Source organism: Pseudomonas sp. PS1(2021) (assembly GCF_020405165.1).
In the GTDB taxonomy this organism is placed as follows: Bacteria; Pseudomonadota; Gammaproteobacteria; order Pseudomonadales; family Pseudomonadaceae; genus Pseudomonas; species Pseudomonas aeruginosa.
Map to the genome: position 1 here is coordinate 177941 of NZ_CP084484.1, position 24045 is coordinate 201985.

Below are 24045 nucleotides of genomic sequence, written 5' to 3' on the forward strand. Positions count from 1 at the left end.
TCACTCCGTGCCGTGTTCGGTCAGGGCGCGCTCGGCGGCGCTCAGGCGCGCGCGGGCGGCGGCGAGTGCGGCGGCGTCGGCGTTCGCCAGGCGTTCGAGCTTCTTCAGGGCGGCGCGGGCGTAGGCCAGCTCGGTCTTCAGCTCGCGGATGCGCGGGTCGACCGGGCGCTTGTCGATCCGCACCAGCTCCGGCGCCGGCTTGCCGCAGGCGTCCTCGGCGGCATGCAGGTCGCGCTCGGCGGCTTGCAGCTCGCCGCGCAGGCGTTCCAGCTCGCTGTCCATCACCCCGGCCTGCTCGGCCTTCTTCAAGGCCGCGCGCTTGCCGACCAGAGCGATCTTCGCCCGCTTCAGCGCCGCCTGGCCGTCGTCGCCGGGCGCCGCGGGCTTCGGCGCGTGACGCTCGAGGCGGGCCAGGGTGGCTTCGCAACGCTCGACCTCGGCGCGCAGTTCGTCGAGGGTCGCCCGCTGCTCGGCGCCGGGCGCTTCGCCGAAGGCCTTTTCCGAGCGCTTGAGCTGGGCGCGGGCCATGGCGGCCTGGGCCTTGGCCTTCTTCAGTTCGGCTTCGTCGTCGAGCGCGGCAGGCGGTGCGCTGGGTAGGTCGCGCGGCAGGCTGGCTTCGGCATCGGCCAGGGCCTTGTCGGCGGCCTCGGCGGCGGCGCGCAGTTCCGCGACCAGGCCATGCTGTTCCGGGGTGTCGTGGCTGAGCAACTGTTTCTCGGCCTTCTTCAGGGCCACCCGCGCCATGCTCGCTTCGATCTTCAGCCGTTTCAGCCGTTCGCTGCCGCTACCGGCCTGCTTGCGCGCCCTGGCCCGCTCGATCGCCGCCTGCACCGGGTCGACCGCCGTGGCGGGGGCGGCTTCCTCGCGCTCGGCCTGGGCGGCGCGCGCCAGCGCAGCCTTCTCCGCGCGTTGGGCGCGTTCTGCGGCCCGGCGCTCCTCGTCGCGGCGCAGGCGAGCCTGGCGTTGCTCGAAACGCTCACGGGATTGTTCGGCCTTCAGCAACTTCTGCCGCTGCTCGCGGATCTCCGCCTTGGACGCGCGGTAGTACTGCACCAGGGGAATGCTCGACGGGCAGACGTAGGCGCAGGCGCCGCATTCGATGCAATCGAACAGGTTGTGGGCGAGCAATTGCTCGTGCTCGTCGCCCAGGGCGAAGAAATGCAGTTGTTGTGGCAGCAGGCTGACGGGGCAGACCTGGGCGCAGTCGCCGCAGCGGATACAGGGCATGGCCGGCACTGGTTCCGGCAGCTCCGTGGCATCGCCGGCGAGCAGGCAGTTGCAGGTCTTGATCAGCGGCACCGAGAGATCGGGCAGGGCGAAGCCCATCATCGGCCCGCCCATCAGCACGCGTTCCAGGCGTCCCTCGGCGAGGCCGGCGAACGCCAGCAACTCGTGTACCGGCGTACCGATCAGCGCCTCGACGTTCATCGGCCGCTCCAGGGCGCCGCCGGCGAGGGTAGTGATCCGCGAGATCAGCGGCCGACCGAGGACGACGGCATCGTGCACGGCGGCCAGGGTGCCGACGTTCTGGCACAGGATGCCGATGTCCGCCGGCAGGCCGTCCGCCGGGACTTCCCTGCCGGTGAGCAACTGGATCAGCTGGCGCTCGCCGCCCGAGGGATAGCGGGTCGGCAGGGCGACGATGCGATAGGGCCGTTCACCGAGGGCGGCGCCGAGGGCGGCGATGGCTTCCGGTTTGTCGTCCTCGATGCCGACCAGCACCTCTTCGGGGCACAGGATCTGCACCAGGATATCGATGCCGCCCAGCACCTGCGTGGCGCGCTCGCGCATGAGCAGGTCGTCGGCGCTGATGTAGGGCTCGCATTCGGCGCCGTTCACCACCAGCGTATGGATCTTTTCCGCCGGGCGCGCGGCGAGCTTGGCCGCGGTGGGGAAGCCGGCGCCGCCGAGACCGCCGATGCCGGCCGCGCGGATGCGTTCGAGCAACGCCAGCGGACTTTCGGCGCGGAAGTCCGGGCAGGGATGCAGCTCGGTCCAGCGCTCCAGGCCGTCGCTGGCGATGACGATGGCCGGCGCGGGAAGACCGGAGGCATGCGGATAGGGGTGTGCGCCGATCGCCACCACGGTACCCGAGGTCGGGGCATGCAGCGCGGCGCTGACGGTGCCGTCCGGGAGGGCGATGGTCTGGCCCTTGAGTACGGCCTGGCCGACTTCCACGCAAGGCCGCGCCGGCGCGCCGATGTGCTGGCCGAGCGGCACGATGTAGCGCTGCGCCAGCGGCGCCTGCTGGATCGGCAGGGCGGTGGAGCGCTCCTTGTTGGCCGGCAGGCAGAGGCCGCCGGGGAAGGCGTGCAGGGCGCTCATGCCGCTCGCTCCCGGTCGCTGGCGATCAGTCGCGGCGACGGCTGCGGCCATTTCCAGTGGCGCACGTCGTCCGGTATCTCGCGCATCTCGATGCAGTCCACCGGACAGGGCTCCAGGCACAGGTCGCAACCGGTGCATTCGTCGGCGATCACCGTGTGCATCAACCGTGCGGCGCCGACGATGGCGTCCACCGGGCAGGCCTGGATGCACTTGGTGCAGCCGATGCATTCGGCCTCGCGGATGTAGGCTACCCGCGGCGGGGTTTCCTCGGCGGCGTCGAGCGGCTCGGGCTCCAGGTCGAGCAGGTCGGCGAGGGCGCGGATGGTCGCTTCGCCGCCCGGCGGGCACTTGTTGATCTTGTCGCCGGCGGCGATCGCCTCGGCGTAGGGCTTGCAGCCGGGGTAGCCACACTGGCCGCACTGGGTCTGCGGCAACAGGGCGTTGACCTGCTCGGCGACCGGATCGCCCTGGACGCGGAAGCGCACCGCCGCATAGCCGAGCAGCGCACCGCCGGCCAGGCAGATCGGCAGCAGCGCGCCGATCGCCAGGAACACGCCGTTCATGGCCGGACCAACCCGCTGAAGCCCATGAACGCCAGCGACATCAGGCCGGCGGTGATCATGCCGATGGCCGCGCCGCGGAACGGCGCCGGCACGTCGGCGATGGCGATGCGCTCGCGCAGGGCGGCGAACAGCACCAGCACCAGGGAAAAGCCCAGCCCGGCGCCGAAGCCCTGGGTAGTGGCCTGGAGGAAGCCGTATTCAGCCTTGTTGGCGTTGAGCAGGGCGACGCCGAGGACGATGCAATTGGTGGTGATCAGCGGCAGGAAGATGCCGAGCACCCGGTACAGCAGCGGGCTGGTCTTCTTCACCAGCATCTCGGTGAACTGCACCACCACCGCGATCACCAGGATGAAGCCGATGGTGCGCAGGTACTCCAGGTCCAGCGGGCGCAGCATGTAGCGTTGCAGGATATGGCTGCACATCGCCGCCAGGGTCAGGACGAAGGTGGTGGCGAGGGACAGGCCGATGGCCGTCTCGATCTTCCGCGACACGCCCATGAACGGGCACAGGCCGAGGAACTGCACCAGGACAAAGTTGTTGACCAGGATGGCGCTGACCAGGATCAGGGCGAGTTCAGTCATACGCGAAGCATTCGTTGCAGGGCCGGGGCCGTCGGGGGAAATCCCCTATTATCGGGTGGGATTGCCCTGCAAGGCTAGCGCAAACACGTACGAAAGACCGGGAGACGGACTGCCGTTGCGTCTCCCGGGGTCGCGCTCACTGCAACCTGGCCCGCTCCAGCAGCGCCCAGGCCAGGGCGAAGGTCGGTTCGCCATCCTCGCTCTGCTCGCTGGCGCTGACCACGATCCACCGCGCGCCCGCCGGCTTGGCTGCCCACAGGCGGTATTCGCTGCCTGCGGAGCCGCCGTCGTCTTCCTCTACCTTGTAGCGCGCCTCGCCGTCGCCCAGGCGCCTGCTCGCCAGGTCGGGCGGGGGCGGCGCGTCCTGGCGCTGGACCTCCAGTTGGCGTGGGTTGCGCAGCTTGCCGCCTTCGTCGAAGCGGAAGCCCTCGGCGCTGCGCCGCGCGTCGAAGCCGACGGGGCGCTCCACCACCAGGCCGTTCGGGTGGGTCAGGGTCTTGTCGAAGTCCACCCCGGACTCCGCGGTGCAGGCCAGCAGGGCGAGGCTGGCGAGAATCAGGGCGACTGTCTTCATGGGAACCTCATTCCAGGGTCGAGGAAGGTGGCGTAGGCATCGTCGACGAACATCGGCCAGCCCGGCGACAGGTTGTCGTCCCAGGGCCGCGAGGTGTATTCCGAGGCCAGCGCGCGGACATTGTCCCGCGGCCAGTTGCGCGGATTGCCGGCGTAGGCGCGGAGATCGATGGAGGGAAATGCGCCGCGGGTCTTCGGCAACTTGCGCAGGTCCTGTTGCGACGCGAGGTTGGCGACGTAGCGGATGTAACGGGCGGTGGCGAAGATGTTGAATTCGTCGGAAGCCAGCAGGGTGGCGACCGCCTTGCGCGACAGACCGCGGCGCACCGGCTGGCCGAGCAGGTCGGTGAACAGCTCGTACTTGATCGCGGTGGAGACCACCACCTGTCCGAGGCCGATGGAGGTGTTGGCGCTCTTGATGCTGACTGCCGCCTGATAGTCCTTGGCGTCTTCGTCGCGGGTCTGGTCACGCTGCTCGGCGAGGATGATCGCGCCGATCAGTTGCGGCGTCAGGTCGTATTTGCGCGCGGCCGCGGACATGACCTTGGCCCGCGACGGCGGGTTGCCCGGATAGGCGTCGGGGAACAGCGTGCTGATCGGCTGGCCGACCAGCGTCTGTGCCTGGTTCAGCTTGTCTTGCGGCGAAAGCTGGCTCAGGTAGGCGCCCAGGTCGCCGAGCGGGTTGCTGTACTTGGTGACGGTCGCCGGGTCCTTGTTGAGCAGCTTGAGCTGGTCGCCGAAGGCAATGGACGGCAGGTCGGTCGGATTGACGCCGGTGGCGCCGACCCCGCTGAACGGACCCTGGATCGCCTGGCTGGCCACCCCGGTGGCGCCGGCCGCGGCGAAGCCCAGGCGGCCAGCGGCGTCGGCGAGGTCGGCGCAGATGTCGAAGAAGGTGATGGTGGGGAAGTAGATCCAGTTGTCGGTCTGGGTGCCCAGGGGATTGTTGATCAGGCTGCGGATCAAGGCATTGCGTGCCTGGTAGCGCTGCATGGTGGTGCGCCCGGCGATGCTGGCGATCAGCGAGCGCGCCAGTTCCGGCGGGCCCACCCGCTGGAACAGCTTGATCAGCGAGCCGCTCTTGTCGAGTGCGGCGATGGTCGCATCGGGCACGTTGTCGTTGCGGATCGCGGCGATCACCCGGCGGGCTTCCTGGCGGGTCACCTGCCAGTCGTCCCAGCTATAGGAAATCAGTGACTCGATCAGGTCGCTGGTGGCGGTCATCGGTCTTCCTCCTTGTGAGTTGCCAGGCCCGTCAGGCGGTCCTGGGCGAAAGAGCGGACCCTCCCGGTCCGCCCGTATGCCTGGGCTCAGCGCGCCTCGTTCTTGCCGGGCCGCCGCAGCCAGCGCCACAGGCCGCGCAGCAACAGGCCCAGCGGCAGCAGCACGACGAGGAACGGCAGGCTGTAGGCGAAGAACTTCATTGCGGCGATGGTGCCATCGACAAGGTCGTCGAGCAGTTGCCCGGCGGCCGTGGCGAGCTGGCCGAGGCGGCTGTCCGGCTGCGCCTCGCTGCTGAAGCTCAGGGTCAGCAGGTTGGTAGCGATGCGCCGCTGCTGCTGGGCGCCGGCCTGGGCGTTGTCGGCCAGTTGGGCTTCCACCGCGGCGATTTCCTTGGCCAGGGCCAGCAGGTCGCCGACGCTCATGTCCTTGCGCCCCTGGTATTGCTGCAGGGTCTGGTACTCGCGTTGCAGGCGCTCGCGTTGCTGGCGGGTGTCGGCGACCGCCTGGGCCAGGTCCTCGGCGCGGGTCTGCCGGCTTTCCAGCGTGCCGCCCTCGGCAGCGGCCGCGACCAGCTTCTCCACGCCGTCCGGGACGATGCGCACGGTGAGTTCGGCGTAATGGCCGATACCGCCGCGTTGTTCGATGGCGAGCACGTCGCACTGGCCGAAGCGCTCGCTGTTGCAGGCGTCGCGGCTGGCGGCGAGTTGCGCGTCGATACGCGCGGCGGGAAGGCGGATGCCGACGCGGTGTTCGTAGGCGAGGGCGGTGCCGGGTTTGCCCGTCTCGCCCTGGAAACCGGCATTGCCGGAGACGCTTTCGGCGTGTTCGGCGGAGCATCCGTAGAGCGCCGCCAGCAGGACGCCGGCGGCAAGCTTCCATGCGTTCATTCTATCGAGCCCTCCGTGGCTTCGTGGTCTGCGTTACTTGACGCGCTGGCCCGGCTTGGCGCCGCTGTCCGGACTCAGCAGGTAGATCTCCTCGCCACCCGGGCCGGCGGCCAGGACCATGCCCTCGGACACCCCGAACTTCATCTTGCGCGGCGCCAGGTTGGCCACATAGAGCGTCAGGCGGCCTTCCAGGGCACTCGGGTCGGGATATGCGCTCTTGATCCCGGAGAACACGTTACGCTTCGCGTCGCCGATGTCCAGCGACAGGCGCAGCAGCTTGTCGGCGCCTTCGACGAATTCGCACTTCTCGATCAGGGCGATGCGCAGGTCGACCGCGGCGAAAGCGTCGAAGTCGATCTCCGCGGCGATGGGTTCCTTGACCAGCTCGCCGTTGCCGGCGGGTTGGGATGCGGCGGCGAGGTCTTCCTTGGAGGCTTCGATCATGGCTTCTACTTTCGCGGGCTCGATACGGGTCATCAGGGGCTGGAACGGGTTCAACTGGTGGTTGGCCAGCAGGGTCCGGTGGTCGGCCCAGGTCAGCGGGGCGACGTTGAGGAAGGCTTCGGCGGCGGCGGCCAGCTTCGGCAGCACCGGCTTGAGGAAGATCACCAACTGGCGGAACAGGTTGATGCCCAGGCCGCAGACGGCCTGGACCTTGTCCTGCTGGCCTTCCTGCTTGGCCAGCGCCCAGGGCGCCTGTTCGGCGATCCAGGCGTTGGCGCGGTCGGCGAGGGCCATGATCTCGCGCATGGCGCGATTGAAGTCGCGGGCCTCATAGGCCTCGGCGATTCCCGGGGCGGCCTCGCGGAAGGCGGCGAGCAGCTCCGGCGCCGGATCGGCGCCGACCAGCACGCCGGCGTTGCCCTTGTGGATGAAGCCGGCGCAGCGGCTGGCGATGTTGACGACCTTGCCGACCAGGTCGGAGTTGACCTTCTGCACGAAGTCCTCGAGGTTCAGGTCGAGGTCCTCGACGCCGCGGCCGAGCTTGGACGCGTAGTAGTAGCGCAGGTATTCCGGGTCCAGGTGGTCGAGGTAGGTGCGCGCCTTGACGAAGGTGCCGCGCGACTTGGACATCTTCTGGCCGTTCACGGTCAGGTAGCCGTGCACGTTCAGCGCGGTCGGCTTGCGGTAGCCGGCGCCTTCGAGCATGGCCGGCCAGAACAGCGCGTGGAAGTTGACGATGTCCTTGCCGATGAAGTGGTACAGCTCGGCGCTGGAGTCCTTGCCCCAGAACGCGTCGAAGTCCAGCTCGGGACGCCGCGCGCAGAGGTTCTTGAAGCTGGCCATGTAGCCGATCGGCGCGTCCAGCCAGACGTAGAAGTACTTGCCGGGAGCGTCGGGAATCTCGAAGCCGAAGTACGGCGCGTCACGCGAGATGTCCCACTGCTGGAGGCCGCTGTCCAGCCATTCGGCGAGCTTGTTGGCCACCGACTCCTGAAGGGCGCCGCTGCGGGTCCATTGCTTGAGCATGGCCTCGAAGTCCGGCAGCTTGAAGAAGTAGTGCAGCGATTCCTTGAGCACCGGGGTGGCGCCGGAGATCGCCGATTTCGGGTCCTTCAGTTCGGTCGGGGCGTAGGTCGCGCCGCAGGCCTCGCAGTTGTCGCCGTACTGGTCGGCGGTGCCGCACTTCGGGCAGGTGCCCTTGATGAAGCGGTCGGCCAGGAACATCTGCTTTTCCGGGTCGAAGTACTGGGTCACCGGGCGGGTGTCGATGTGCCCGGCGTCGCGCAGTTTCAGGTAGATCGCGCTGGACAGCTCGCGGTTCTCTTCCGAGTGGGTCGAGTGGTAGTTGTCGAAGTCCACCAGGAAGTCGGCGAAGTCGCCCATGTGCTCGGCGCGCACGGCGTCGATCAGTTGCTCGGAGGTGATGCCCTCGCGCTCGGCGCGGAGCATGATCGCCGAACCGTGGGCGTCGTCGGCGCAGACGTAGACGGCCTGGTTGCCACGCATCTTCTGGAAGCGCACCCACATGTCCGTCTGGATGTACTCCAGCATGTGTCCCAGGTGAATGGAACCGTTGGCGTAGGGGAGGGCGCTGGTAACGAGGATCTTGCGTGGTTCGGACATGGGTTCGGCTTATCGGCTGAGAGCTAAACGGATCGGTCACTATAAAGAAGCGGCGGTTTTTTTTCATCCGCGCGCCACTCGGGTAGGATGACCGGCATCGATTCCCCGCTTAACCCTCAGGAAATCCCCCATGTCCGCTATCACTCGCCAAACGGTGGAAGCCACCCTCCGCCAGTACCAGGACCCCTATCTGAACCAGGACCCCGTCAGCGCCGGCTGCCTGCGCGAGGTGGAGATCCAGGGCGACCGCGTGCGGGTGCGCCTGGAACTGGGGTACGCCGCCGGGCTGTTCAGGAACGGCCTGGCGCAAACCCTGCAAATGGCCCTGGAGGCGCTCGACGGCGTCGCTCGCGCCGAGGTCCGGGTCGACTGCGTGATCCAGCCGCACAAGGCACAGCCGCAGGTCGAGGTGATGGGCAACGTGAAGAACATCGTCGCGGTGGCTTCCGGCAAGGGCGGCGTCGGCAAGTCCACCACCGCCGCCAACCTGGCCCTGGCCTTGGCCCGCGAGGGTGCGCGGGTGGGCATCCTCGACGCGGACATCTACGGACCCAGCCAGGGCATCATGTTCGGCCTGCCGGAAGGCACCCGGCCGAAGGTCCGTGAGCAGAAGTGGTTCGAGCCCCTGGAGGCGCACGGGGTGCAGGTGATGTCGATGGCCTTCCTCACCGACGACAGCACGCCGGTGGTCTGGCGCGGGCCGATGGTCTCCGGTGCCCTGATCCAACTGATCACCCAGACCGCCTGGGACAACCTCGACTACCTGGTGGTGGACATGCCGCCGGGCACCGGCGACATCCAGCTGACCCTGGCGCAGAAGGTGCCGGTGGCCGGCGCGGTGATCGTCACCACCCCGCAGGACCTGGCGCTGCTCGACGCGAAGAAGGGCGTGGAGATGTTCCGCAAGGTGAACATCCCGGTGCTCGGCGTGGTGGAGAACATGGCGGTGCATATCTGCTCCAACTGCGGCCATGCCGAGCACCTGTTCGGCGAGGGCGGCGGCGAGAAGCTGGCGGCGCAGTTCGGCGTCGAGCTGCTGGCGTCCATGCCGCTGTCGATCGCCATCCGCACCCAGGCCGACAGCGGCCGGCCGACGGTGATCGCCGACCCGGAAAGCCAACTGGCGATGCTCTACCAGGAAATCGCCCGCCATGTCGGCGCGCGCATCGTTCTCAGCGAGCGGGCCAGCGTCGGCCTGCCGAACATCAGCATCAGCGACGACTGAGGCGCTCGGGCAGCCGTCGGCGACGGCTGCCTTTGCCCTGGGGCGGCGGCCCCGGTAAGATTCGCGATCATTTTTCGCAGCTTTCGACAGGACACCCTCCATGACCATCAAATCGGACAAGTGGATTCGCCGCATGGCTCAGGAGCACGGCATGATCGAGCCGTTCGTCGAGCGCCAGGTGCGCGGCGCGGACGACAGCCGGGTGATTTCCTACGGGGTGTCCAGCTACGGCTACGACGTGCGCTGCGCCGCCGAATTCAAGGTGTTCACCAACATCCATTCGGCGGTGGTCGATCCGAAGAACTTCGACGAGAAAAGCTTCGTCGACATCAACAGCGACGTCTGCATCATCCCGCCGAACTCCTTCGCCCTGGCGCGCACCGTCGAGTACTTCCGCATCCCGCGCGACGTCCTGACCATCTGCCTGGGCAAGAGCACCTACGCGCGTTGCGGCATCATCGTCAACGTCACCCCGCTGGAGCCGGAGTGGGAAGGCCATGTGACCCTCGAGTTCTCCAATACCACCAACCTGCCGGCGAAGATCTACGCCAACGAAGGCGTGGCGCAGATGCTCTTCCTGCAATCCGACGAGGCCTGCGAAGTGTCCTATAAGGACCGTGGCGGCAAATACCAGGGCCAGCGCGGCGTGACCCTGCCAAAAGCCTGACGCCAGAGCGTTTCGACACCGGAAACCGGGCCTGGCGCCCGTTTTTTTCATGCCTTTTCCGCCAACCCCTCGCTGTTCCCCGCCGGCCGCTCTGGCACGCCTTATCGCGGGCGGGCAGGGGCTTATGCGCAGGCGGCCGCCCGTCCTGTGAAATCTGGCAGTTACCGTTAGCTTTCGAATTGGCTAAAAAGTGTTCATCGGCTACGCGTGAACACGGACGCCAATCGTTTGCGCAGGCCGATCTGCAAGACCCACACAAGCCCCTCGCCTGAAGGGGTACGCATCCGCCGTGGCTGGTCCGCGCGGATGGCCGCTGAGTTACTTGTCTGCCGTTCGAACAACAAGAACGAACTCTACGTAATGCCGGGATACCCGTGGCAGCGATAGCTGTTTGCCTGTTCGAAAATTTTTGGGAGGTGTGAAATGCGGCGCGAAAGTCTGTTGGTATCGGTTTGCAAGGGCCTGCGGGTACATGTCGAGCGCGTTGGGCAGGATCCCGGGCGCAGCACGGTGATGCTGGTCAACGGCGCGATGGCGACCACCGCCTCGTTCGCCCGGACCTGCAAGTGCCTGGCCGAACATTTCAACGTGGTGCTGTTCGACCTGCCCTTCGCCGGGCAGTCGCGTCAGCACAACCCGCAGCGCGGGTTGATCACCAAGGACGACGAGGTGGAAATCCTCCTGGCGCTGATCGAGCGCTTCGAGGTCAATCACCTGGTCTCCGCGTCCTGGGGCGGTATCTCCACGCTGCTGGCGCTGTCGCGCAATCCGCGCGGCATCCGCAGCTCGGTGGTGATGGCATTCGCCCCTGGACTGAACCAGGCGATGCTCGACTACGTCGGGCGGGCGCAGGCGCTGATCGAGCTGGACGACAAGTCGGCGATCGGCCATCTGCTCAACGAGACCGTCGGCAAATACCTGCCGCCGCGCCTGAAAGCCAGCAACCATCAGCACATGGCTTCGCTGGCCACCGGCGAATACGAGCAGGCGCGCTTTCACATCGACCAGGTGCTGGCGCTCAACGATCGGGGCTACCTGGCTTGCCTGGAGCGGATCCAGAGCCACGTGCATTTCATCAACGGCAGCTGGGACGAATACACCACCGCCGAGGACGCCCGCCAGTTCCGCGACTACCTGCCGCACTGCAGTTTCTCGCGGGTGGAGGGCACCGGGCATTTCCTCGACCTGGAGTCCAAGCTGGCCGCGGTACGCGTGCACCGCGCCCTGCTCGAGCACCTGCTGAAGCAACCGGAGCCGCAGCGGGCGGAACGCGCGGCGGGATTCCACGAGATGGCCATCGGCTACGCCTGAACCCTTGACCTGCGAAGACCCGGCCTGGCCGGGCTTTGCGGTTGCATAACGCACGGAGTAGCCCCATGCACGCCATCCTCATCGCCATCGGCTCGGCCGGCGACGTATTTCCCTTCATCGGCTTGGCCCGGACCCTGAAATTGCGCGGGCACCGCGTGAGCCTCTGCACCATCCCGGTGTTTCGCGACGCGGTGGAGCAGCACGGCATCGCGTTCGTCCCGCTGAGCGACGAACTGACCTACCGCCGGACCATGGGCGATCCGCGCCTGTGGGACCCCAAGACGTCCTTCGGCGTGCTCTGGCAAGCCATCGCCGGGATGATCGAGCCGGTCTACGAGTACGTCTCGGCGCAGCGCCATGACGACATCGTGGTGGTCGGCTCGCTCTGGGCGCTGGGCGCACGCATCGCTCACGAGAAGTACGGGATTCCCTACCTGTCCGCGCAGGTCTCGCCATCGACCCTGTTGTCGGCGCACCTGCCGCCGGTACACCCCAAGTTCAACGTACCCGAGCAGATGCCGCTGGCGATGCGCAAGCTGCTCTGGCGCTGCATCGAGCGCTTCAAGCTGGATCGCACCTGCGCGCCGGAGATCAACGCGGTGCGCCGCAAGGTCGGCCTGGAAACGCCGGTGAAGCGCATCTTCACCCAATGGATGCATTCGCCGCAGGGCGTGGTCTGCCTGTTCCCGGCCTGGTTCGCGCCACCCCAGCAGGATTGGCCGCAACCCCTGCACATGACCGGCTTCCCGCTGTTCGACGGCAGTATCCCGGGAACCCCGCTCGACGACGAACTGCAACGCTTTCTCGATCAGGGCAACCGGCCGCTGGTGTTCACCCAGGGCTCGACCGAACACCTGCAGGGCGACTTCTACGCCATGGCCCTGCGCGCGCTGGAACGCCTTGGCGCGCGTGGGATCTTCCTCACCGGCGCCGGCCAGGAACCGCTGCGCGGCTTGCCGAATCACGTGCTGCAGCGCGCCTACGCGCCACTGGGAGCCTTGCTGCCATCGTGCGCCGGGCTGGTCCATCCGGGCGGTATCGGCGCCATGAGCCTGGCCTTGGCGGCGGGGGTGCCGCAGGTGCTGCTGCCCTGCGCCCACGACCAGTTCGACAATGCCGAACGGCTGGTCCGGCTCGGCTGCGGGATGCGCCTGGGCGTGCCATTGCGCGAGCAGGAGTTGCGCGGGGCGCTGTGGCGCTTGCTCGAGGACCCGGCCATGGCGGCGGCCTGTCGGCGTTTCATGGAATTGTCACAACCGCACAGTATCGCTTGCGGTAAAGCGGCCCAGGTGGTCGAACGTTGTCATAGGGAGGGGGATGCGCGATGGCTGAAGGCTGCGTCCTGAACGGTGCTGGCATAACAGATAGGGTTGCCATGATTTTGCCGTATCGGCAAGGCTGCGCGCTTGACAGCGTCATACCCCGGGCCAATTCTGCTGTGATGCATTTTATCGATCAGGGCTTACTGCAATGAGGAATGACGGAGGCTTTTTGCTGTGGTGGGACGGTTTGCGTAGCGAGATGCAGCCGATCCACGACAGCCAGGGCGTGTTCGCCGTCCTGGAAAAGGAAGTGCGGCGCCTGGGCTTCGATTACTACGCCTATGGCGTGCGCCATACGATTCCCTTCACCCGGCCGAAGACCGAGGTCCATGGCACCTATCCCAAGGCCTGGCTGGAGCGATACCAGATGCAGAACTACGGGGCCGTGGATCCGGCGATCCTCAACGGCCTGCGCTCCTCGGAAATGGTGGTCTGGAGCGACAGCCTGTTCGACCAGAGCCGGATGCTCTGGAACGAGGCTCGCGATTGGGGCCTCTGTGTCGGCGCGACCTTGCCGATCCGCGCGCCGAACAATTTGCTCAGCGTGCTTTCCGTGGCGCGCGACCAGCAGAACATCTCCAGCTTCGAGCGCGAGGAAATACGCCTGCGGCTGCGTTGCATGATCGAGTTGCTGACCCAGAAGCTGACCGACCTGGAGCATCCGATGCTGATGTCCAACCCGGTCTGCCTGAGCCATCGCGAACGCGAGATCCTGCAATGGACCGCCGACGGCAAGAGTTCCGGGGAAATCGCCATCATCCTGAGCATCTCCGAGAGCACGGTGAACTTCCACCACAAGAACATCCAGAAGAAGTTCGACGCGCCGAACAAGACGCTGGCTGCCGCCTACGCCGCGGCGCTGGGCCTCATCTGAAGCGCAGGGCGCGCCGGCTGGCGCGCCCTACCAGATCTGGCAGGTTGCCTGCCGTTCATCCTCCTTTAGTCTTCCCCCTCATGTGTGTGCTGGTATGTCCTCCGACTGAGAGGGCCCAGGAGTATCAGGGTAGGGATGCCGCCTTTTTTTCTCGGCCGGCACGACACGGGGACTTGGTCATGATCGAATTGCTCTCTGAATCGCTGGAAGGGCTTTCCGCCGCCATGATCGCCGAGCTGGGACGCTACCGGCATCAGGTCTTCATCGAGAAGCTGGGCTGGGATGTGGTCTCCACCTCCAGGGTCCGCGACCAGGAGTTCGACCAGTTCGACCATCCGCAAACCCGCTACATCGTCGCCATGGGCCGCCAGGGTATCTGCGGTTGCGCCCGCCTGTTGCCGACGACCGACGCCTACCTGCTCAAGGAAGTCTTCGCCTACCTGTGCAGCGAAACCCCGCCCAGCGATCCGTCGGTATGGGAGCTTTCGCGCTACGCCGCCAGCGCGGCGGACGATCCGCAACTGGCGATGAAGATATTCTGGTCCAGCCTGCAATGCGCCTGGTACCTGGGCGCCAGTTCGGTGGTGGCGGTGACCACCACGGCCATGGAGCGCTATTTCGTTCGCAACGGCGTGATCCTCCAGCGCCTCGGCCCGCCGCAGAAGGTCAAGGGCGAGACGCTGGTCGCGATCAGCTTCCCGGCCTACCAGGAGCGCGGCCTGGAGATGCTGCTGCGCTACCACCCGGAATGGCTGCAGGGCGTACCGCTGTCGATGGCGGTGTGAGGTCGTCAGCCGTTTCGCGCACTTTTTTCCGCTTCTCCTGCCGCATGCTCGGCCCGCGCCCCGGCGTCATCGGGCGTTCCCCTGCATTCCGGGATTTGGCCGCGGCTGCCGACTTGCGTAGTCTCTCTGCGGTCCGCCATCCCGAGGAGTCGCCATGCCGAAGTCATTCCGCCATCTCGTCCAGGCCCTGGCCTGCCTTGCGCTGCTGGCCAGCGCCAGCCTCCAGGCGCAGGAGAGCCGCCTCGACCGCATCCTCGAAAGCGGCGTGCTGCGCGTCGCCACCACTGGCGACTACAAGCCCTTCAGCTACCGCACGGAAGAGGGCGGTTACGCCGGTTTCGACGTGGACATGGCGCAGCGCCTGGCCGAGAGCCTGGGGGCCAAGCTGGTAGTGGTGCCGACCAGTTGGCCGAACCTGATGCGCGATTTCGCCGACGACCGCTTCGACATCGCCATGAGCGGCATCTCGATCAACCTGGAGCGCCAGCGCCAGGCGTATTTCTCGATTCCCTACCTGCGCGACGGCAAGACGCCGATCACCCTCTGTAGCGAAGAAGCGCGTTTCCAGACCCTGGAGCAGATCGACCAGCCGGGCGTGACGGCCATCGTCAACCCCGGCGGCACCAACGAGAAGTTCGCCCGGGCGAACCTGAAGAAGGCCCGGATCCTGGTGCATCCGGACAACGTGACGATCTTCCAGCAGATCGTCGACGGCAAGGCCGACCTGATGATGACCGACGCCATCGAGGCCCGCCTGCAGTCGCGTCTGCACCCGGAACTCTGCGCCGTGCATCCGCAGCAACCCTTCGACTTCGCCGAGAAGGCCTACCTGCTGCCGCGCGACGAGGCCTTCAAGCGCTACGTCGACCAGTGGCTGCACATCGCCGAGCAGAGCGGCTTGTTGCGCCAGCGCATGGAGCACTGGCTCGAATACCGCTGGCCCACCGCGCACGGCAAGTAGTACAGGGGCGGCGAGGGTGGCCGCGGGCCCGCGCGGCCTTCCTTGGCGGCGGCAAAAACGTTATGGTCGGCGCCCCATCCTGGTGCCTGGTCCATGCGTTATCTACTGTCCGTCACCGTCCTCTGGGCGTTCTCCTTCAACCTGATCGGCGAGTACCTCGCCGGCCAGGTCGACAGCTACTTCGCCGTGCTTACCCGGGTCCTTCTCGCTGGCCTGGTGTTTCTCCCGCTGACCCGCTGGCGCGGCGTCGAACCGCGTTTCGTCGGTGGGGTGATGCTGGTCGGCGCGCTGCAGTTCGGCATCACCTACGTCTGCCTGTACCTGAGCTTCAACGTGCTGACGGTGCCCGAGGTGCTGCTGTTCACCGTGCTGACGCCGGTCCACGTGGCCCTGTTCGACGACCTGCTCAACCGCCGCTTCAACTTCTGGGCCCTGGCCGCCGCGCTGGTGGCGGTGCTGGGCGCGGCGATCATCCGCTACGACGGGATCACTGGCGAGTTCCTCCAGGGCTTCCTGCTGCTGCAACTGGCCAACGCCACCTTCGCCGCCGGCCAGGTGCTGTACAAGCGCCTGGTGCGCAAGTACCCGTCCGAGCTGCCGCAGCGCCAGCGCTTCGGTTATTTCTTCGTTGGCGCGCTGCTGGTGGCGTTGCCTGCCTGGCTGCTGTTCGGCGATCCGCAGCGCCTGCCGGCCGGCGAGCTGCAATGGGGCGTACTGGTATGGATGGGGCTGCTGGCCACCGCCCTCGGCCAGTTCTGGTGGAACAAGGGCTCCACCGAGGTGGACGCCGGTACCCTGGCGGTGATGAACAACCTGCACGTGCCGGTCGGGTTGCTGCTCAACCTGCTGATCTGGAACCAGCACGCCGACCTGCCGCGCCTGGCCCTGGGCGGCGCGGTGATCGTCGCTTCGCTGTGGGTCAACCGGCTCGGCCGGCGCGAGGTGCGTGCATGAGGATTTCCGGACAGGGCGTGCTGCTGTCGCTGGCCGCCTCGGTGCTGTTCGTTACCCTGCCGGGCTACGTCCACCTGCTGGAGCCGCTGGACAGCCTGCAGGTGGTGGCGCATCGGGTGGTCTGGTCGATCCCGATGGTATTCCTGCTGGTCGTCGCCACCCGCCAGTGGCCGACCCTGCGCGCCGCCTGGTGCCGGCTGTTCGCCGAGCCCTGGCTGCTGGCCTGCTTCCCGCTGACCGCGGCGATGATGCTGCTGCAATGGGGCATCTTCATCTGGGCGCCGTTGGCCGGGAAAACCCTTGAACTGTCGCTGGGCTACTTCCTCCTGCCGCTGGCGATGGTGCTGGTGGGGCGGGTGTTCTACGGCGAGCGCCTGACGCCGCTGCAGGCTATCGCCGTGGCCTGCGCGCTGGCCGGGGTGCTCCACGAGTTCTGGCTGACCCGCGCGTTCTCCTGGGTCTCCCTGGTCACCGCGCTGGGCTATCCCCCGTACTTCATGCTGCGGCGCAGGATGGGCGTGGACGCGCTGTCCGGGTTCGTCTTCGAGATGCTCTTCCTGCTGCCGCTGGCGTTGGCCGCGCTGTACTGGCTGGGCGACGAGAGCCAGGCCTTCCGCGAGGCGCCGCGCCTGTGGCTGCTGCTGCCGATGCTGGGGCTGATCAGCGCGCTGGCCTTCGGCGCGATGATGGCTTCCAGCCGGCTGCTGCCGATGGGGCTGTTCGGGATTCTCAGCTACGTCGAACCGGTGCTGCTGTTCCTGGTGGCGGTACTGTTCCTCGGCGAGGCGTTCCGTCCCGAGCAGCTATGGACCTACGCGCCGATCTGGCTGGCGGTGCTGTTGACCGGCTGGGACAGCGCGCGCCTGCTGAGGAAACAGGCGCGGCGGGGCATCTGAGCGAGCCGCAGGGGCCGGAATCAGCGCTTGCGGGTGCTTTCGACCTGGGCGAGGGTGGTCGGCAGGATGCGCTTGCCGGCCAGGTAGTGGCGTTTCCAGTAGCTGCTGTTGAGGTCGGAGACGCGGACCTTCTTGCCGCGCCGCGGCGCGTGCACGAAGCGGTCGTTGCCGACGTAGATGCCGACGTGGTCGACGCTGCGGCTGCGGATCCGGAAGAACACCAGGTCGCCCGGTTGCAGCTTGCCGCGGGAGACCTTGTTGTTGTCCATGTTGTAGATGGCGCGGGCGGTCCGCGGCAGGTCGACGTCATCGACGTCCTGGAACACATAGTTGACCAGGCCGCTGCAATCGAAGCCTTTCTTCGGCGTGGTGCCGCCCCAGCGGTAGGGGGTGCCGATCATGCTGAAGGCGCGGTCGGTGACTTCGGAAGCGGCGGCCGCGACCACCGAGCGGTTGGCGGACTGGCGGGTGCTGACGACCCGGCTGGGCGACAGGGTGGAATTCTTCGACGGCTTGAAGGTGTGGGTGACCTGGTTGGAAGCCAGGCTGGGCGTCGAGAGGGCGGCCAGAAGGGCCGCGAAGCCTACAGACAGGCATGTCAAAAAGGGTGAACGCATTTCGGCATGTCTTCGCGTGCGTGAATAACGGTCCAGGCTTCCGCTGGTTCGTGGTTACTCTCTGTTCATCGGAGTGTCTTCTGGGTGACCGGAACGAGCCCTCCTGACTCTTCCGACCAGGCCGTCAAACGAAACGGCCAACTGCTTCCGGGCCTGGATGCATTCAGGTTGTCCCGGCGATAACGGGCTTCACGAAGGAAAATCGGGGACTCATCGGCGTTCCCAGCGTATTCCCCTACGAAAGCGGCGGCTATTGTGACCTATTTTGACGCCGGCCTTCTGACCATTCGTCGAATGATCGGTTCCGGATGTGACGCGCCGGTTTCGCCGTGCAAGTGGCGATACTTGCGGGTCCGGCAATGACCTGTTGTTCGCCGTGGCCTTGGAAAGCCTCTGCGCCGGGGGTATGTTCGTGTTCCCCGTACCCGAGTGAAGCCCGTAGAAGCGAGTCCAGATATGACCGAAACAGCCAAGCGTCCCTTGTACGTTCCCCATGCCGGCCCATCGCTGCTGGAGATGCCGCTGCTGAACAAAGGCAGCGCGTTCAGTACCCAGGAACGCATCGATTTCAACCTGCAGGGCCTGCTGCCGCACAACATCGAGACCATCGAGGAGCAGACCGAGCGCGCCTACAGCCAGTACAACCTGTGCAACACCGATCTGGACCGCCACATCTTCCTGCGCTCGATCCAGGACAACAACGAGACCCTGTTCTTCCGCCTGCTCGAGGAGCACCTGGAAGAAATGATGCCGATCATCTACACCCCCACGGTCGGCCAGGCCTGCCAGGAGTTCTCGAAGATCTACCGGACCCACCGCGGCCTGTTCATCTCCTACCCGGACCGCGAGCGGATCGACGACATCCTGCGCAGCGCCACCAAGAACAACGTGAAGATCGTGGTGGTCACCGACAGCGAGCGGATCCTCGGCCTCGGCGACCAGGGCATCGGCGGGATGGGCATCCCGATCGGCAAGCTGTCGCTGTACACCGCCTGCGGCGGTATCAGCCCGGCCTACACCCTGCCGGTGGTGCTGGACGTCGGCACCAACAACCCGGACCTGCTCAACGACCCGATGTACATGGGCTGGCGCCACGAGCGGGTGAGCGGGGCGCAGTACGAGGAGTTCGTCGACCTGTTCATCCAGGCGATCAAGCGCCGCTGGCCCAACGTCCTGCTGCAATTCGAGGACTTCGCCCAGACCAATGCCATGCCGTTGCTGGAGCGCTACAAGGACGAGCTGTGCTGCTTCAACGATGACATCCAGGGCACCGCCGCGGTGGCCGTGGGCACCCTGCTGGCGGCTTGCAAGGCCAAGGGCGAGAAGCTCAGCGAGCAGACCGTGACCTTCGTCGGCGCCGGCTCCGCCGGTTGCGGCATCGCCGAACAGATCATCGCCGCCATGCAACTGGAGGGCCTGGACGAGGCCCAGGCGCGTCGGCGCATCTTCATGGTCGACCGCTGGGGCCTGCTCACCGACGACATGAGCAACCTGCTCGACTTCCAGCACCGCCTGGCGCAGAAGCGCGCCGATCTCGGTGCCTGGGGCGGCCAGCAGGGCGACGACCTGGCGTTGCTGGAAGTGATCCGCAATGCCCGGCCGACGGTGCTGATCGGCGTCTCCGGGCAGCGCGGGCTGTTTTCCGAAGAGGTCATCCGTGAGCTGCACAGCCATTGCAAGCAGCCGCTGGTGATGCCGCTGTCCAACCCGACCTCGCGGGTCGAGGCGACTCCGCAGGAAATCCTCAACTGGACCGACGGCCAGGCGCTGGTCGCCACCGGTAGCCCGTTCCAACCGGTGCAGGTGGGCGACAAGCGGATTCCCATCGCCCAGTGCAACAACGCCTATATCTTCCCCGGCATCGGCCTGGGGGTGATCGCCGCGCGGGCCAACCGGGTCACCGAAGGCATGCTGATGGCCGCGGCCAACGCCCTGGCCAACTGCTCGCCGATCGTTACCCAGGGCGAGGGCGCCGTGTTGCCGGCGCTGGGCGACATCCGCGAGGTCAGCAAGCGCATCGCCGTCGCCGTGGCCAAGCAGGCCCAGGCCGAGGGCAAGGCCCTGCATACCAGCGACGAGGTACTGAACGACGCCATCGAGGCGAACTTCTGGTTCCCGCGCTACCGTGCCTACCGCCGGACTTCGTTCTGAGGCTCTGCCGCAGGCTGCGCACGGGGGAGAGGCGTTAACCGCCGATATTCCGCGCGATCGGTGCGAGAACGCGAAAAGGCCACCCCGAGGTGGCCTTTTTCGTTGACGGTAGCGCTAGCGCTCAGCGCACATGATCGGGGCGCGTCCGGTGTTCGGCCTGGGTTTCCGGGTTTTCCGCCGCGCGCCGCGCCAGGGCCGGCAGGACATGATCGCGCAGCAGCGGCGCGAGATTGTCCGGCTGCGCTTGGCCGGGGACCAGCCAGGCCAGTTCCTCCAGCTCCGCCTGCGCACAGACGGCGTGGGGCAAGCGGGCGACGTAGATATCGGCATCGACGCGGGTGTTCGCCTCGTTGGCCGCCGGCGCCTGGAAGCTGCCGAGGTGCTCGAAGGTCGAGGCGCCCATCGGCAGGCGCAGTTCCTCCAGCAGTTCGCGCTGTAGCGCGGCGAGGGGCGTTTCGCCCGGCTCGCGCTTGCCGCCCGGGAGCATGAAGGCCTGGGTGCCGCGCTTGCGCACCAGCAACAGGTTGCCCTGGTCGTCGAACAGGCAGGCGGCGGAAATGCTCAGCAGGTTGTCGGTCATTGCGGGTCGTCCTCGGCGATCACCTGGTAGCGCATCTGTACGATGCCGCTGTTGTAGCCATGTTGTTCCAGCAGTTGCAGGCGCCGCTCGCGGCCGCCGGCGAACAGCGGGATGCCGGCGCCGAGCAGCTGCGGAATGACGCTGACGATCACCTCGTCGAGCAGCCCGGCCGCCAGGCAACTACCGGCGAGGTTGCCGCCGCCGGCCAGCCAGACCCGCCGGCAGCCCTGTTCGCCGAGGCGTGCGAGGCCTTCCTGGGGCGTGCCATGGCGCAACTCGACGCCTTCCACCGCGCTCTCCCGGGGATTGCGGGTGAGCACCTGGCAGGGCTTGCCCGGATACGGCCAGTCGCCGAAGCCGCGCACGATATCGTAGGTGCCGCGGCCCATCAGCAGCCCGTCGATGCCCTGGTAGAAGCCGTTGTAGCCATGGTCGTTGCCGCCCTCGGCGAAACGGTCGAGCCAGTCGACGCTACCGTCGGGACGGGCGATGAAGCCGTCCAGGCTGGTGGCGACGTAGTAGATCAGGTGCGGTTTCATGGACGGCGCTCCCCTCGCTTCAGACAGTGGCTTCGTCGCTGCGGCTCGGTGCGGCCAACGCCTCGAACGAACGGGCCTCGGCGTCACGCCCTTCGAGCATGCCCTGCAGCCCCTGGCGCAGGTCCTGGCCGCTGGGCTGCTGGTAGGCGCCGAGGCCGAACTCCGGCATCACCGCCAGCAGGTAGTCGAACACGTCGCCCTGGATGCGCTCGTAGTCGACCCAGGCGGTGGTGCGGGTGAAGCAGTATATCTCCAGCGGGATGCCCTGGGCGGTCGGCTGCAACTGGCGGACCATGCAGGTCATGTGCGGATGGATGTCCGGGTGGTTCTGCAGGTAGGCGAGGGCGTAGGCGCGGAACGTACCGATGTTGGTCAGCCGGCGGCGGTTGGCGGCCAGCGGGGCGACCCCGCCGTTGGCGGCATTCCACTCCTGCAACTCGGTCTGCTTGCGGGCCATGTATTCGGTGAGCAGGCGCACCTGGCTCAGGCGCCGCTCTTCCTTTTCGTCGAGGAAACGCACCTGGCTGGAGTCGACGTAGATTGCCCGCTTGATCCGCCGTCCGCCGGACTGCTGCATGCCGCGCCAGTTCTTGAACGACTCCGACATCAGGCGCCAGGTCGGCACCGAGACGATGGTCTTGTCGAAGTTCTGCACCTTCACGGTGTACAGGGTGATGTCCACCACGTCGCCGTCGGCGCCGACCTGCGGCATCTCGATCCAGTCGCCGACTCGCAGCATGTCGTTGCTGGTGAGCTGCACGCTGGCGACGAAGGACATCAGGGTGTCCTTGTAGACCAGCAGGAGGACCGCCGACATCGCGCCGAGGCCGGACAGCAGCAGGAGCGGCGAGCGGTCGATGATGATCGAGACGATGATGATCGCGCCGAACACGAACACGGCGATCTTCGCCAGTTGCACGTAGCCCTTGATCGAGCGGGTGCGGGCGTGCTCGGTACGCGCGTAGATGTCCAGCAGGGCATTCAGCAGCGCGGTGAGGGCGAGGATCAGGAACAGCACGGTGAAGGCCAGTGCCAGGTTGCCGAGGAAGTGCGCGGCCTTGTCCGGCATCTCCGGGATCCACGGCAGGCCGAATTGCACCAGCAGCGAGGGCGTGGTTTGCGCCAGGCGCTGGAACACCTTGTTGCGGATCAGGTCGCCGAGCCAGTGCAGCGCGGGCTGGCGGGCGAGCAGGTTGGCGGCGTAGAGGACGATGTAGCGGGCCACCCGGCCGAGGATCAGGGCGCCCACCAGCAGCAGGCCGAAGGCCAGGCCGGCGTGCAGGATAGGGTGTTGGTCGAGCGCCGACCAGTACCCGGAGAGCTGGTCGAGAAGGGATGTGGAGTCCATGGACAGGCGACTTCCTTTGTAGCGGGCGGGGGGGACGGGCCGGCCCCGCGGTTGAACGGAGATCCCGACGCGGGGGCCAGGAACGCACAAAGGAACCAAGAGTGCCCCATCGGGCGCCGGATCGCATCCCCGACGTGTCTACAAAGGTTTTCCGCCGACGCGCGGGCTCAGCCGGCAAGCTCCTCCAGGGTGCGCCCGCGGGTCTCGATGCCGAAGGCCCAGACCACCAGGGCGGCGACGCCGAAACAGAGGGCGCCGAGGGTGAACACCCCGCCCTGGCCGGTGAGCGGCAGGACCAGCCCGGTGACCAGCGGGCCGAGCAGCGAGCCGATCCGCCCGACCGCCGAGGCGAAGCCCGAGCCGGTGGCGCGCGCGGAGGTCGGATAGAGTTCCGGGGTATAGGTGTAGAGCACCGCCCACATGCCGAACAGGAAGAACTGCATGGCCAGGCCGAAGCCGATCAGCAGCGCCAGGCTGCCGCCGAACACCGCGGTCTGGCCGTAGGCGTAGGCCATCGCGCCGCCGCCGAGGAGCATCAGCACGCAGCTCGGCTTGCGGCCCCAGCTTTCCACCAGCCAGGCCGCGCAGAGGAAGCCGGGTATCCCGGCCAGCGAAATCAGCACCGTGTAGTACACCGACTGGGTGACGGCGAAGCCGGATTGCTGGAGCAGCGCGCTGAGCCAGGAGGTCAGGCCGTAGAAACCGAGCAGGGCGAAGAACCACAGGCCCCAGACGGTCAGGGTGCGGCGCCGGTAGGCTGGCGACCAGAGTTCGGCGAAGGCGCTGAAGAAGCCCGGACGGCTGCGTTCCCGCTGCGGCTGGCGCAGCGGCGGCGGCAGCTCGGTCAGGCCCAGCGAACGCATCACCCGTGCTTCTATGTCGCGCAATACCCGGTCCGCCTGTTCGCGCCGGCCGGCCTGCTCCAGCCAGCGCGGCGACTCGGGAATCAGGAAGCGGATGGCGAGGACGAACACCGCCGGCAGCGCCAGCACCAGGAAAATGCTGCGCCAGCCGGTCAGCGGCAGCAGGAAGTAGGACAGGCAGCCGGCAGCGACGAAGCCCAGCGGCCAGAAGCCGTCCATCAGCGCAATGTACTTGCCGCGGCGGCTGGCCGGGATCATCTCCGACAGCAGCGACTGGGCGATGGGAAACTCCATCCCCATGCCGATCCCCAGCAATACCCGGTAGAAGGTCAGGCTGTCGAGGTCGCCGGCGGTGGAGCACAGGTAGCTGGCCAGGCCCCAGAGCACGATGCTGGCCTGGAATACCGGCTTGCGCCCGAAGCGGTCGGCGAGCATGCCCGACAGGGCCGCGCCGATCACCATGCCGAAGAAGCTCGAGCTGGCCAGCAGCCCGGCCTGCGCCGAGTCGAGCCCGAACTCGGCTTTGATCGAGCCGAGCAGGAAGGTCATCATCGCCAGGTCCATCGAGTCGAAGAAGAACGCCAGCGCGATGATCACGAAGACCAGTCGGTGATACGGACTCAGCGGCAGCCGTTCGAGGCGTTCGGCGGCGGATGCGGGCGCGTCGGGCATGACCTGGTTCCTCTGGGCGGCGGGCGTCGAACGAGTCTGCGATCGCCGCCCGCGCCGTGC

Annotated in this window: 22 protein-coding genes; 10 read left to right on the forward strand and 12 right to left on the reverse strand. The window is 67.1% G+C overall.

Going from position 1 to position 24045, the window contains the following annotated elements; translation table 11 throughout:
- The 7 genes from rsxC to metG form a co-directional block, all read right to left on the reverse strand.
- The gene (gene rsxC, locus LE197_RS00795) at window positions 1-2325 is read right to left on the reverse strand and encodes an electron transport complex subunit RsxC (RefSeq protein WP_003112915.1); all 2325 of its coding nucleotides are present in this window, start codon (window positions 2323-2325) and stop codon (window positions 1-3) included.
- Window positions 2322-2888: an electron transport complex subunit RsxB gene (gene rsxB, locus LE197_RS00800; protein ID WP_003103780.1), complete on the reverse strand. Its 567-nt coding sequence runs from the start codon at window positions 2886-2888 to the stop codon at window positions 2322-2324. The genes rsxC and rsxB overlap by 4 nt, the downstream gene beginning before the upstream one ends.
- Window positions 2885-3469, reverse strand: coding sequence for an electron transport complex subunit RsxA (rsxA, locus tag LE197_RS00805; protein ID WP_151155377.1), 585 nt, complete (start codon window positions 3467-3469; stop codon window positions 2885-2887). The genes rsxB and rsxA overlap by 4 nt, the downstream gene beginning before the upstream one ends.
- Window positions 3470-3605: 136 nt before the next feature.
- Window positions 3606-4043: a T6SS effector muramidase immunity protein Tsi3 gene (gene tsi3, locus LE197_RS00810; protein WP_003113900.1), complete on the reverse strand. Its 438-nt coding sequence runs from the start codon at window positions 4041-4043 to the stop codon at window positions 3606-3608.
- Window positions 4040-5266 carry a type VI secretion system effector muramidase Tse3 gene (gene tse3 / locus LE197_RS00815; RefSeq protein ID WP_003092026.1) on the reverse strand — a complete coding sequence of 409 codons (1227 nt, stop codon included), beginning with the start codon at window positions 5264-5266 and terminating at the stop codon, window positions 4040-4042. Before tse3 ends, tsi3 begins: the two co-directional genes overlap by 4 nt.
- Window positions 5267-5352: 86 nt before the next feature.
- Window positions 5353-6153, reverse strand: a complete 801-nt coding sequence (locus tag LE197_RS00820; RefSeq protein WP_003117530.1) for a DUF4349 domain-containing protein — start codon at window positions 6151-6153, stop codon at window positions 5353-5355.
- Window positions 6154-6186: 33 nt separating this feature from the next.
- Window positions 6187-8220 carry a methionine--tRNA ligase gene (metG, locus tag LE197_RS00825; RefSeq protein WP_012613760.1) on the reverse strand — a complete coding sequence of 678 codons (2034 nt, stop codon included), beginning with the start codon at window positions 8218-8220 and terminating at the stop codon, window positions 6187-6189.
- A gap of 130 nt (window positions 8221-8350) precedes the next feature.
- On the opposite strand from metG, the gene apbC reads away from it, so the two are divergent.
- From apbC to rarD, 9 genes are all read left to right on the forward strand, one after another.
- A complete protein-coding gene (gene apbC, locus LE197_RS00830; RefSeq protein WP_003092020.1) occupies window positions 8351-9445 on the forward strand; it encodes an iron-sulfur cluster carrier protein ApbC in 1095 nt (364 codons plus the stop codon).
- 100 nt (window positions 9446-9545) lie between these two features.
- The gene (gene dcd, locus LE197_RS00835; RefSeq protein ID WP_003092017.1) at window positions 9546-10112 is read left to right on the forward strand and encodes a dCTP deaminase; all 567 of its coding nucleotides are present in this window, start codon (window positions 9546-9548) and stop codon (window positions 10110-10112) included.
- Between the two features lie 423 nt (window positions 10113-10535).
- Window positions 10536-11423, forward strand: a complete 888-nt coding sequence (gene rhlA, locus LE197_RS00840; RefSeq protein ID WP_003092013.1) for a 3-(3-hydroxydecanoyloxy)decanoate synthase — start codon at window positions 10536-10538, stop codon at window positions 11421-11423.
- 65 nt (window positions 11424-11488) lie between these two features.
- Window positions 11489-12769, forward strand: a complete 1281-nt coding sequence (locus LE197_RS00845) for a glycosyltransferase (RefSeq protein WP_023109763.1) — start codon at window positions 11489-11491, stop codon at window positions 12767-12769.
- A 124-nt stretch (window positions 12770-12893) separates the two neighbouring features.
- The gene (gene rhlR / locus LE197_RS00850; protein ID WP_003119559.1) at window positions 12894-13619 is read left to right on the forward strand and encodes a transcriptional regulator RhlR; all 726 of its coding nucleotides are present in this window, start codon (window positions 12894-12896) and stop codon (window positions 13617-13619) included.
- Between the two features lie 179 nt (window positions 13620-13798).
- Window positions 13799-14404, forward strand: coding sequence for an acyl-homoserine-lactone synthase (gene rhlI / locus LE197_RS00855; RefSeq protein WP_003111059.1), 606 nt, complete (start codon window positions 13799-13801; stop codon window positions 14402-14404).
- Between the two features lie 154 nt (window positions 14405-14558).
- A complete protein-coding gene (gene pheC, locus LE197_RS00860; protein ID WP_003092003.1) occupies window positions 14559-15365 on the forward strand; it encodes a cyclohexadienyl dehydratase in 807 nt (268 codons plus the stop codon).
- Between the two features lie 93 nt (window positions 15366-15458).
- Window positions 15459-16319, forward strand: coding sequence for a carboxylate/amino acid/amine transporter (locus tag LE197_RS00865; protein ID WP_151155379.1), 861 nt, complete (start codon window positions 15459-15461; stop codon window positions 16317-16319).
- Complete coding sequence (gene rarD, locus LE197_RS00870; RefSeq protein WP_003103767.1) at window positions 16316-17215, forward strand: EamA family transporter RarD; 900 nt, start codon at window positions 16316-16318, stop codon at window positions 17213-17215. Before LE197_RS00865 ends, rarD begins: the two co-directional genes overlap by 4 nt.
- A gap of 20 nt (window positions 17216-17235) precedes the next feature.
- On the opposite strand, the gene LE197_RS00875 is transcribed toward rarD, so the two are convergent.
- Window positions 17236-17832: a C40 family peptidase gene (locus LE197_RS00875; protein ID WP_003103763.1), complete on the reverse strand. Its 597-nt coding sequence runs from the start codon at window positions 17830-17832 to the stop codon at window positions 17236-17238.
- Window positions 17833-18288: 456 nt separating this feature from the next.
- Here LE197_RS00875 and LE197_RS00880 point away from each other — a divergent pair, with 456 nt between their 5' ends.
- Entirely contained in the window at window positions 18289-19983 is a 1695-nt protein-coding gene (locus LE197_RS00880; RefSeq protein WP_003103761.1) for an NAD-dependent malic enzyme, read from the forward strand.
- A gap of 121 nt (window positions 19984-20104) precedes the next feature.
- Here the strand turns inward: LE197_RS00880 and LE197_RS00885 are convergent, their stop codons facing one another.
- From LE197_RS00885 to LE197_RS00900, 4 genes are all read right to left on the reverse strand, one after another.
- Window positions 20105-20563, reverse strand: a complete 459-nt coding sequence (locus LE197_RS00885; protein WP_003113894.1) for an NUDIX hydrolase — start codon at window positions 20561-20563, stop codon at window positions 20105-20107.
- Window positions 20560-21102: a dihydrofolate reductase family protein gene (locus LE197_RS00890; protein WP_124148478.1), complete on the reverse strand. Its 543-nt coding sequence runs from the start codon at window positions 21100-21102 to the stop codon at window positions 20560-20562. Before LE197_RS00890 ends, LE197_RS00885 begins: the two co-directional genes overlap by 4 nt.
- A 19-nt stretch (window positions 21103-21121) precedes the next feature.
- Window positions 21122-22450, reverse strand: a complete 1329-nt coding sequence (locus LE197_RS00895; RefSeq protein WP_003103754.1) for a mechanosensitive ion channel family protein — start codon at window positions 22448-22450, stop codon at window positions 21122-21124.
- 167 nt (window positions 22451-22617) lie between these two features.
- Window positions 22618-23985, reverse strand: a complete 1368-nt coding sequence (locus LE197_RS00900) for an MFS transporter (protein ID WP_003113893.1) — start codon at window positions 23983-23985, stop codon at window positions 22618-22620.
- Between the last annotated feature and the right edge of the window lie 60 nt (window positions 23986-24045).

Coding starts and splice junctions, on each gene's coding strand:
- rsxC (WP_003112915.1), bottom strand. CDS start 2,325: ATGAGCGCCCTGCACGCCTTCCCCGGCGGCCTCTGCCTGCCGGCCAAC.
- rsxB (WP_003103780.1), bottom strand. CDS start 2,888: ATGAACGGCGTGTTCCTGGCGATCGGCGCGCTGCTGCCGATCTGCCTG.
- rsxA (WP_151155377.1), bottom strand. CDS start 3,469: ATGACTGAACTCGCCCTGATCCTGGTCAGCGCCATCCTGGTCAACAAC.
- tsi3 (WP_003113900.1), bottom strand. CDS start 4,043: ATGAAGACAGTCGCCCTGATTCTCGCCAGCCTCGCCCTGCTGGCCTGC.
- tse3 (WP_003092026.1), bottom strand. CDS start 5,266: ATGACCGCCACCAGCGACCTGATCGAGTCACTGATTTCCTATAGCTGG.
- LE197_RS00820 (WP_003117530.1), bottom strand. CDS start 6,153: ATGAACGCATGGAAGCTTGCCGCCGGCGTCCTGCTGGCGGCGCTCTAC.
- metG (WP_012613760.1), bottom strand. CDS start 8,220: ATGTCCGAACCACGCAAGATCCTCGTTACCAGCGCCCTCCCCTACGCC.
- apbC (WP_003092020.1), top strand. CDS start 8,351: ATGTCCGCTATCACTCGCCAAACGGTGGAAGCCACCCTCCGCCAGTAC.
- dcd (WP_003092017.1), top strand. CDS start 9,546: ATGACCATCAAATCGGACAAGTGGATTCGCCGCATGGCTCAGGAGCAC.
- rhlA (WP_003092013.1), top strand. CDS start 10,536: ATGCGGCGCGAAAGTCTGTTGGTATCGGTTTGCAAGGGCCTGCGGGTA.
- LE197_RS00845 (WP_023109763.1), top strand. CDS start 11,489: ATGCACGCCATCCTCATCGCCATCGGCTCGGCCGGCGACGTATTTCCC.
- rhlR (WP_003119559.1), top strand. CDS start 12,894: ATGAGGAATGACGGAGGCTTTTTGCTGTGGTGGGACGGTTTGCGTAGC.
- rhlI (WP_003111059.1), top strand. CDS start 13,799: ATGATCGAATTGCTCTCTGAATCGCTGGAAGGGCTTTCCGCCGCCATG.
- pheC (WP_003092003.1), top strand. CDS start 14,559: ATGCCGAAGTCATTCCGCCATCTCGTCCAGGCCCTGGCCTGCCTTGCG.
- LE197_RS00865 (WP_151155379.1), top strand. CDS start 15,459: ATGCGTTATCTACTGTCCGTCACCGTCCTCTGGGCGTTCTCCTTCAAC.
- rarD (WP_003103767.1), top strand. CDS start 16,316: ATGAGGATTTCCGGACAGGGCGTGCTGCTGTCGCTGGCCGCCTCGGTG.
- LE197_RS00875 (WP_003103763.1), bottom strand. CDS start 17,832: ATGCGTTCACCCTTTTTGACATGCCTGTCTGTAGGCTTCGCGGCCCTT.
- LE197_RS00880 (WP_003103761.1), top strand. CDS start 18,289: ATGACCGAAACAGCCAAGCGTCCCTTGTACGTTCCCCATGCCGGCCCA.
- LE197_RS00885 (WP_003113894.1), bottom strand. CDS start 20,563: ATGACCGACAACCTGCTGAGCATTTCCGCCGCCTGCCTGTTCGACGAC.
- LE197_RS00890 (WP_124148478.1), bottom strand. CDS start 21,102: ATGAAACCGCACCTGATCTACTACGTCGCCACCAGCCTGGACGGCTTC.
- LE197_RS00895 (WP_003103754.1), bottom strand. CDS start 22,450: ATGGACTCCACATCCCTTCTCGACCAGCTCTCCGGGTACTGGTCGGCG.
- LE197_RS00900 (WP_003113893.1), bottom strand. CDS start 23,985: ATGCCCGACGCGCCCGCATCCGCCGCCGAACGCCTCGAACGGCTGCCG.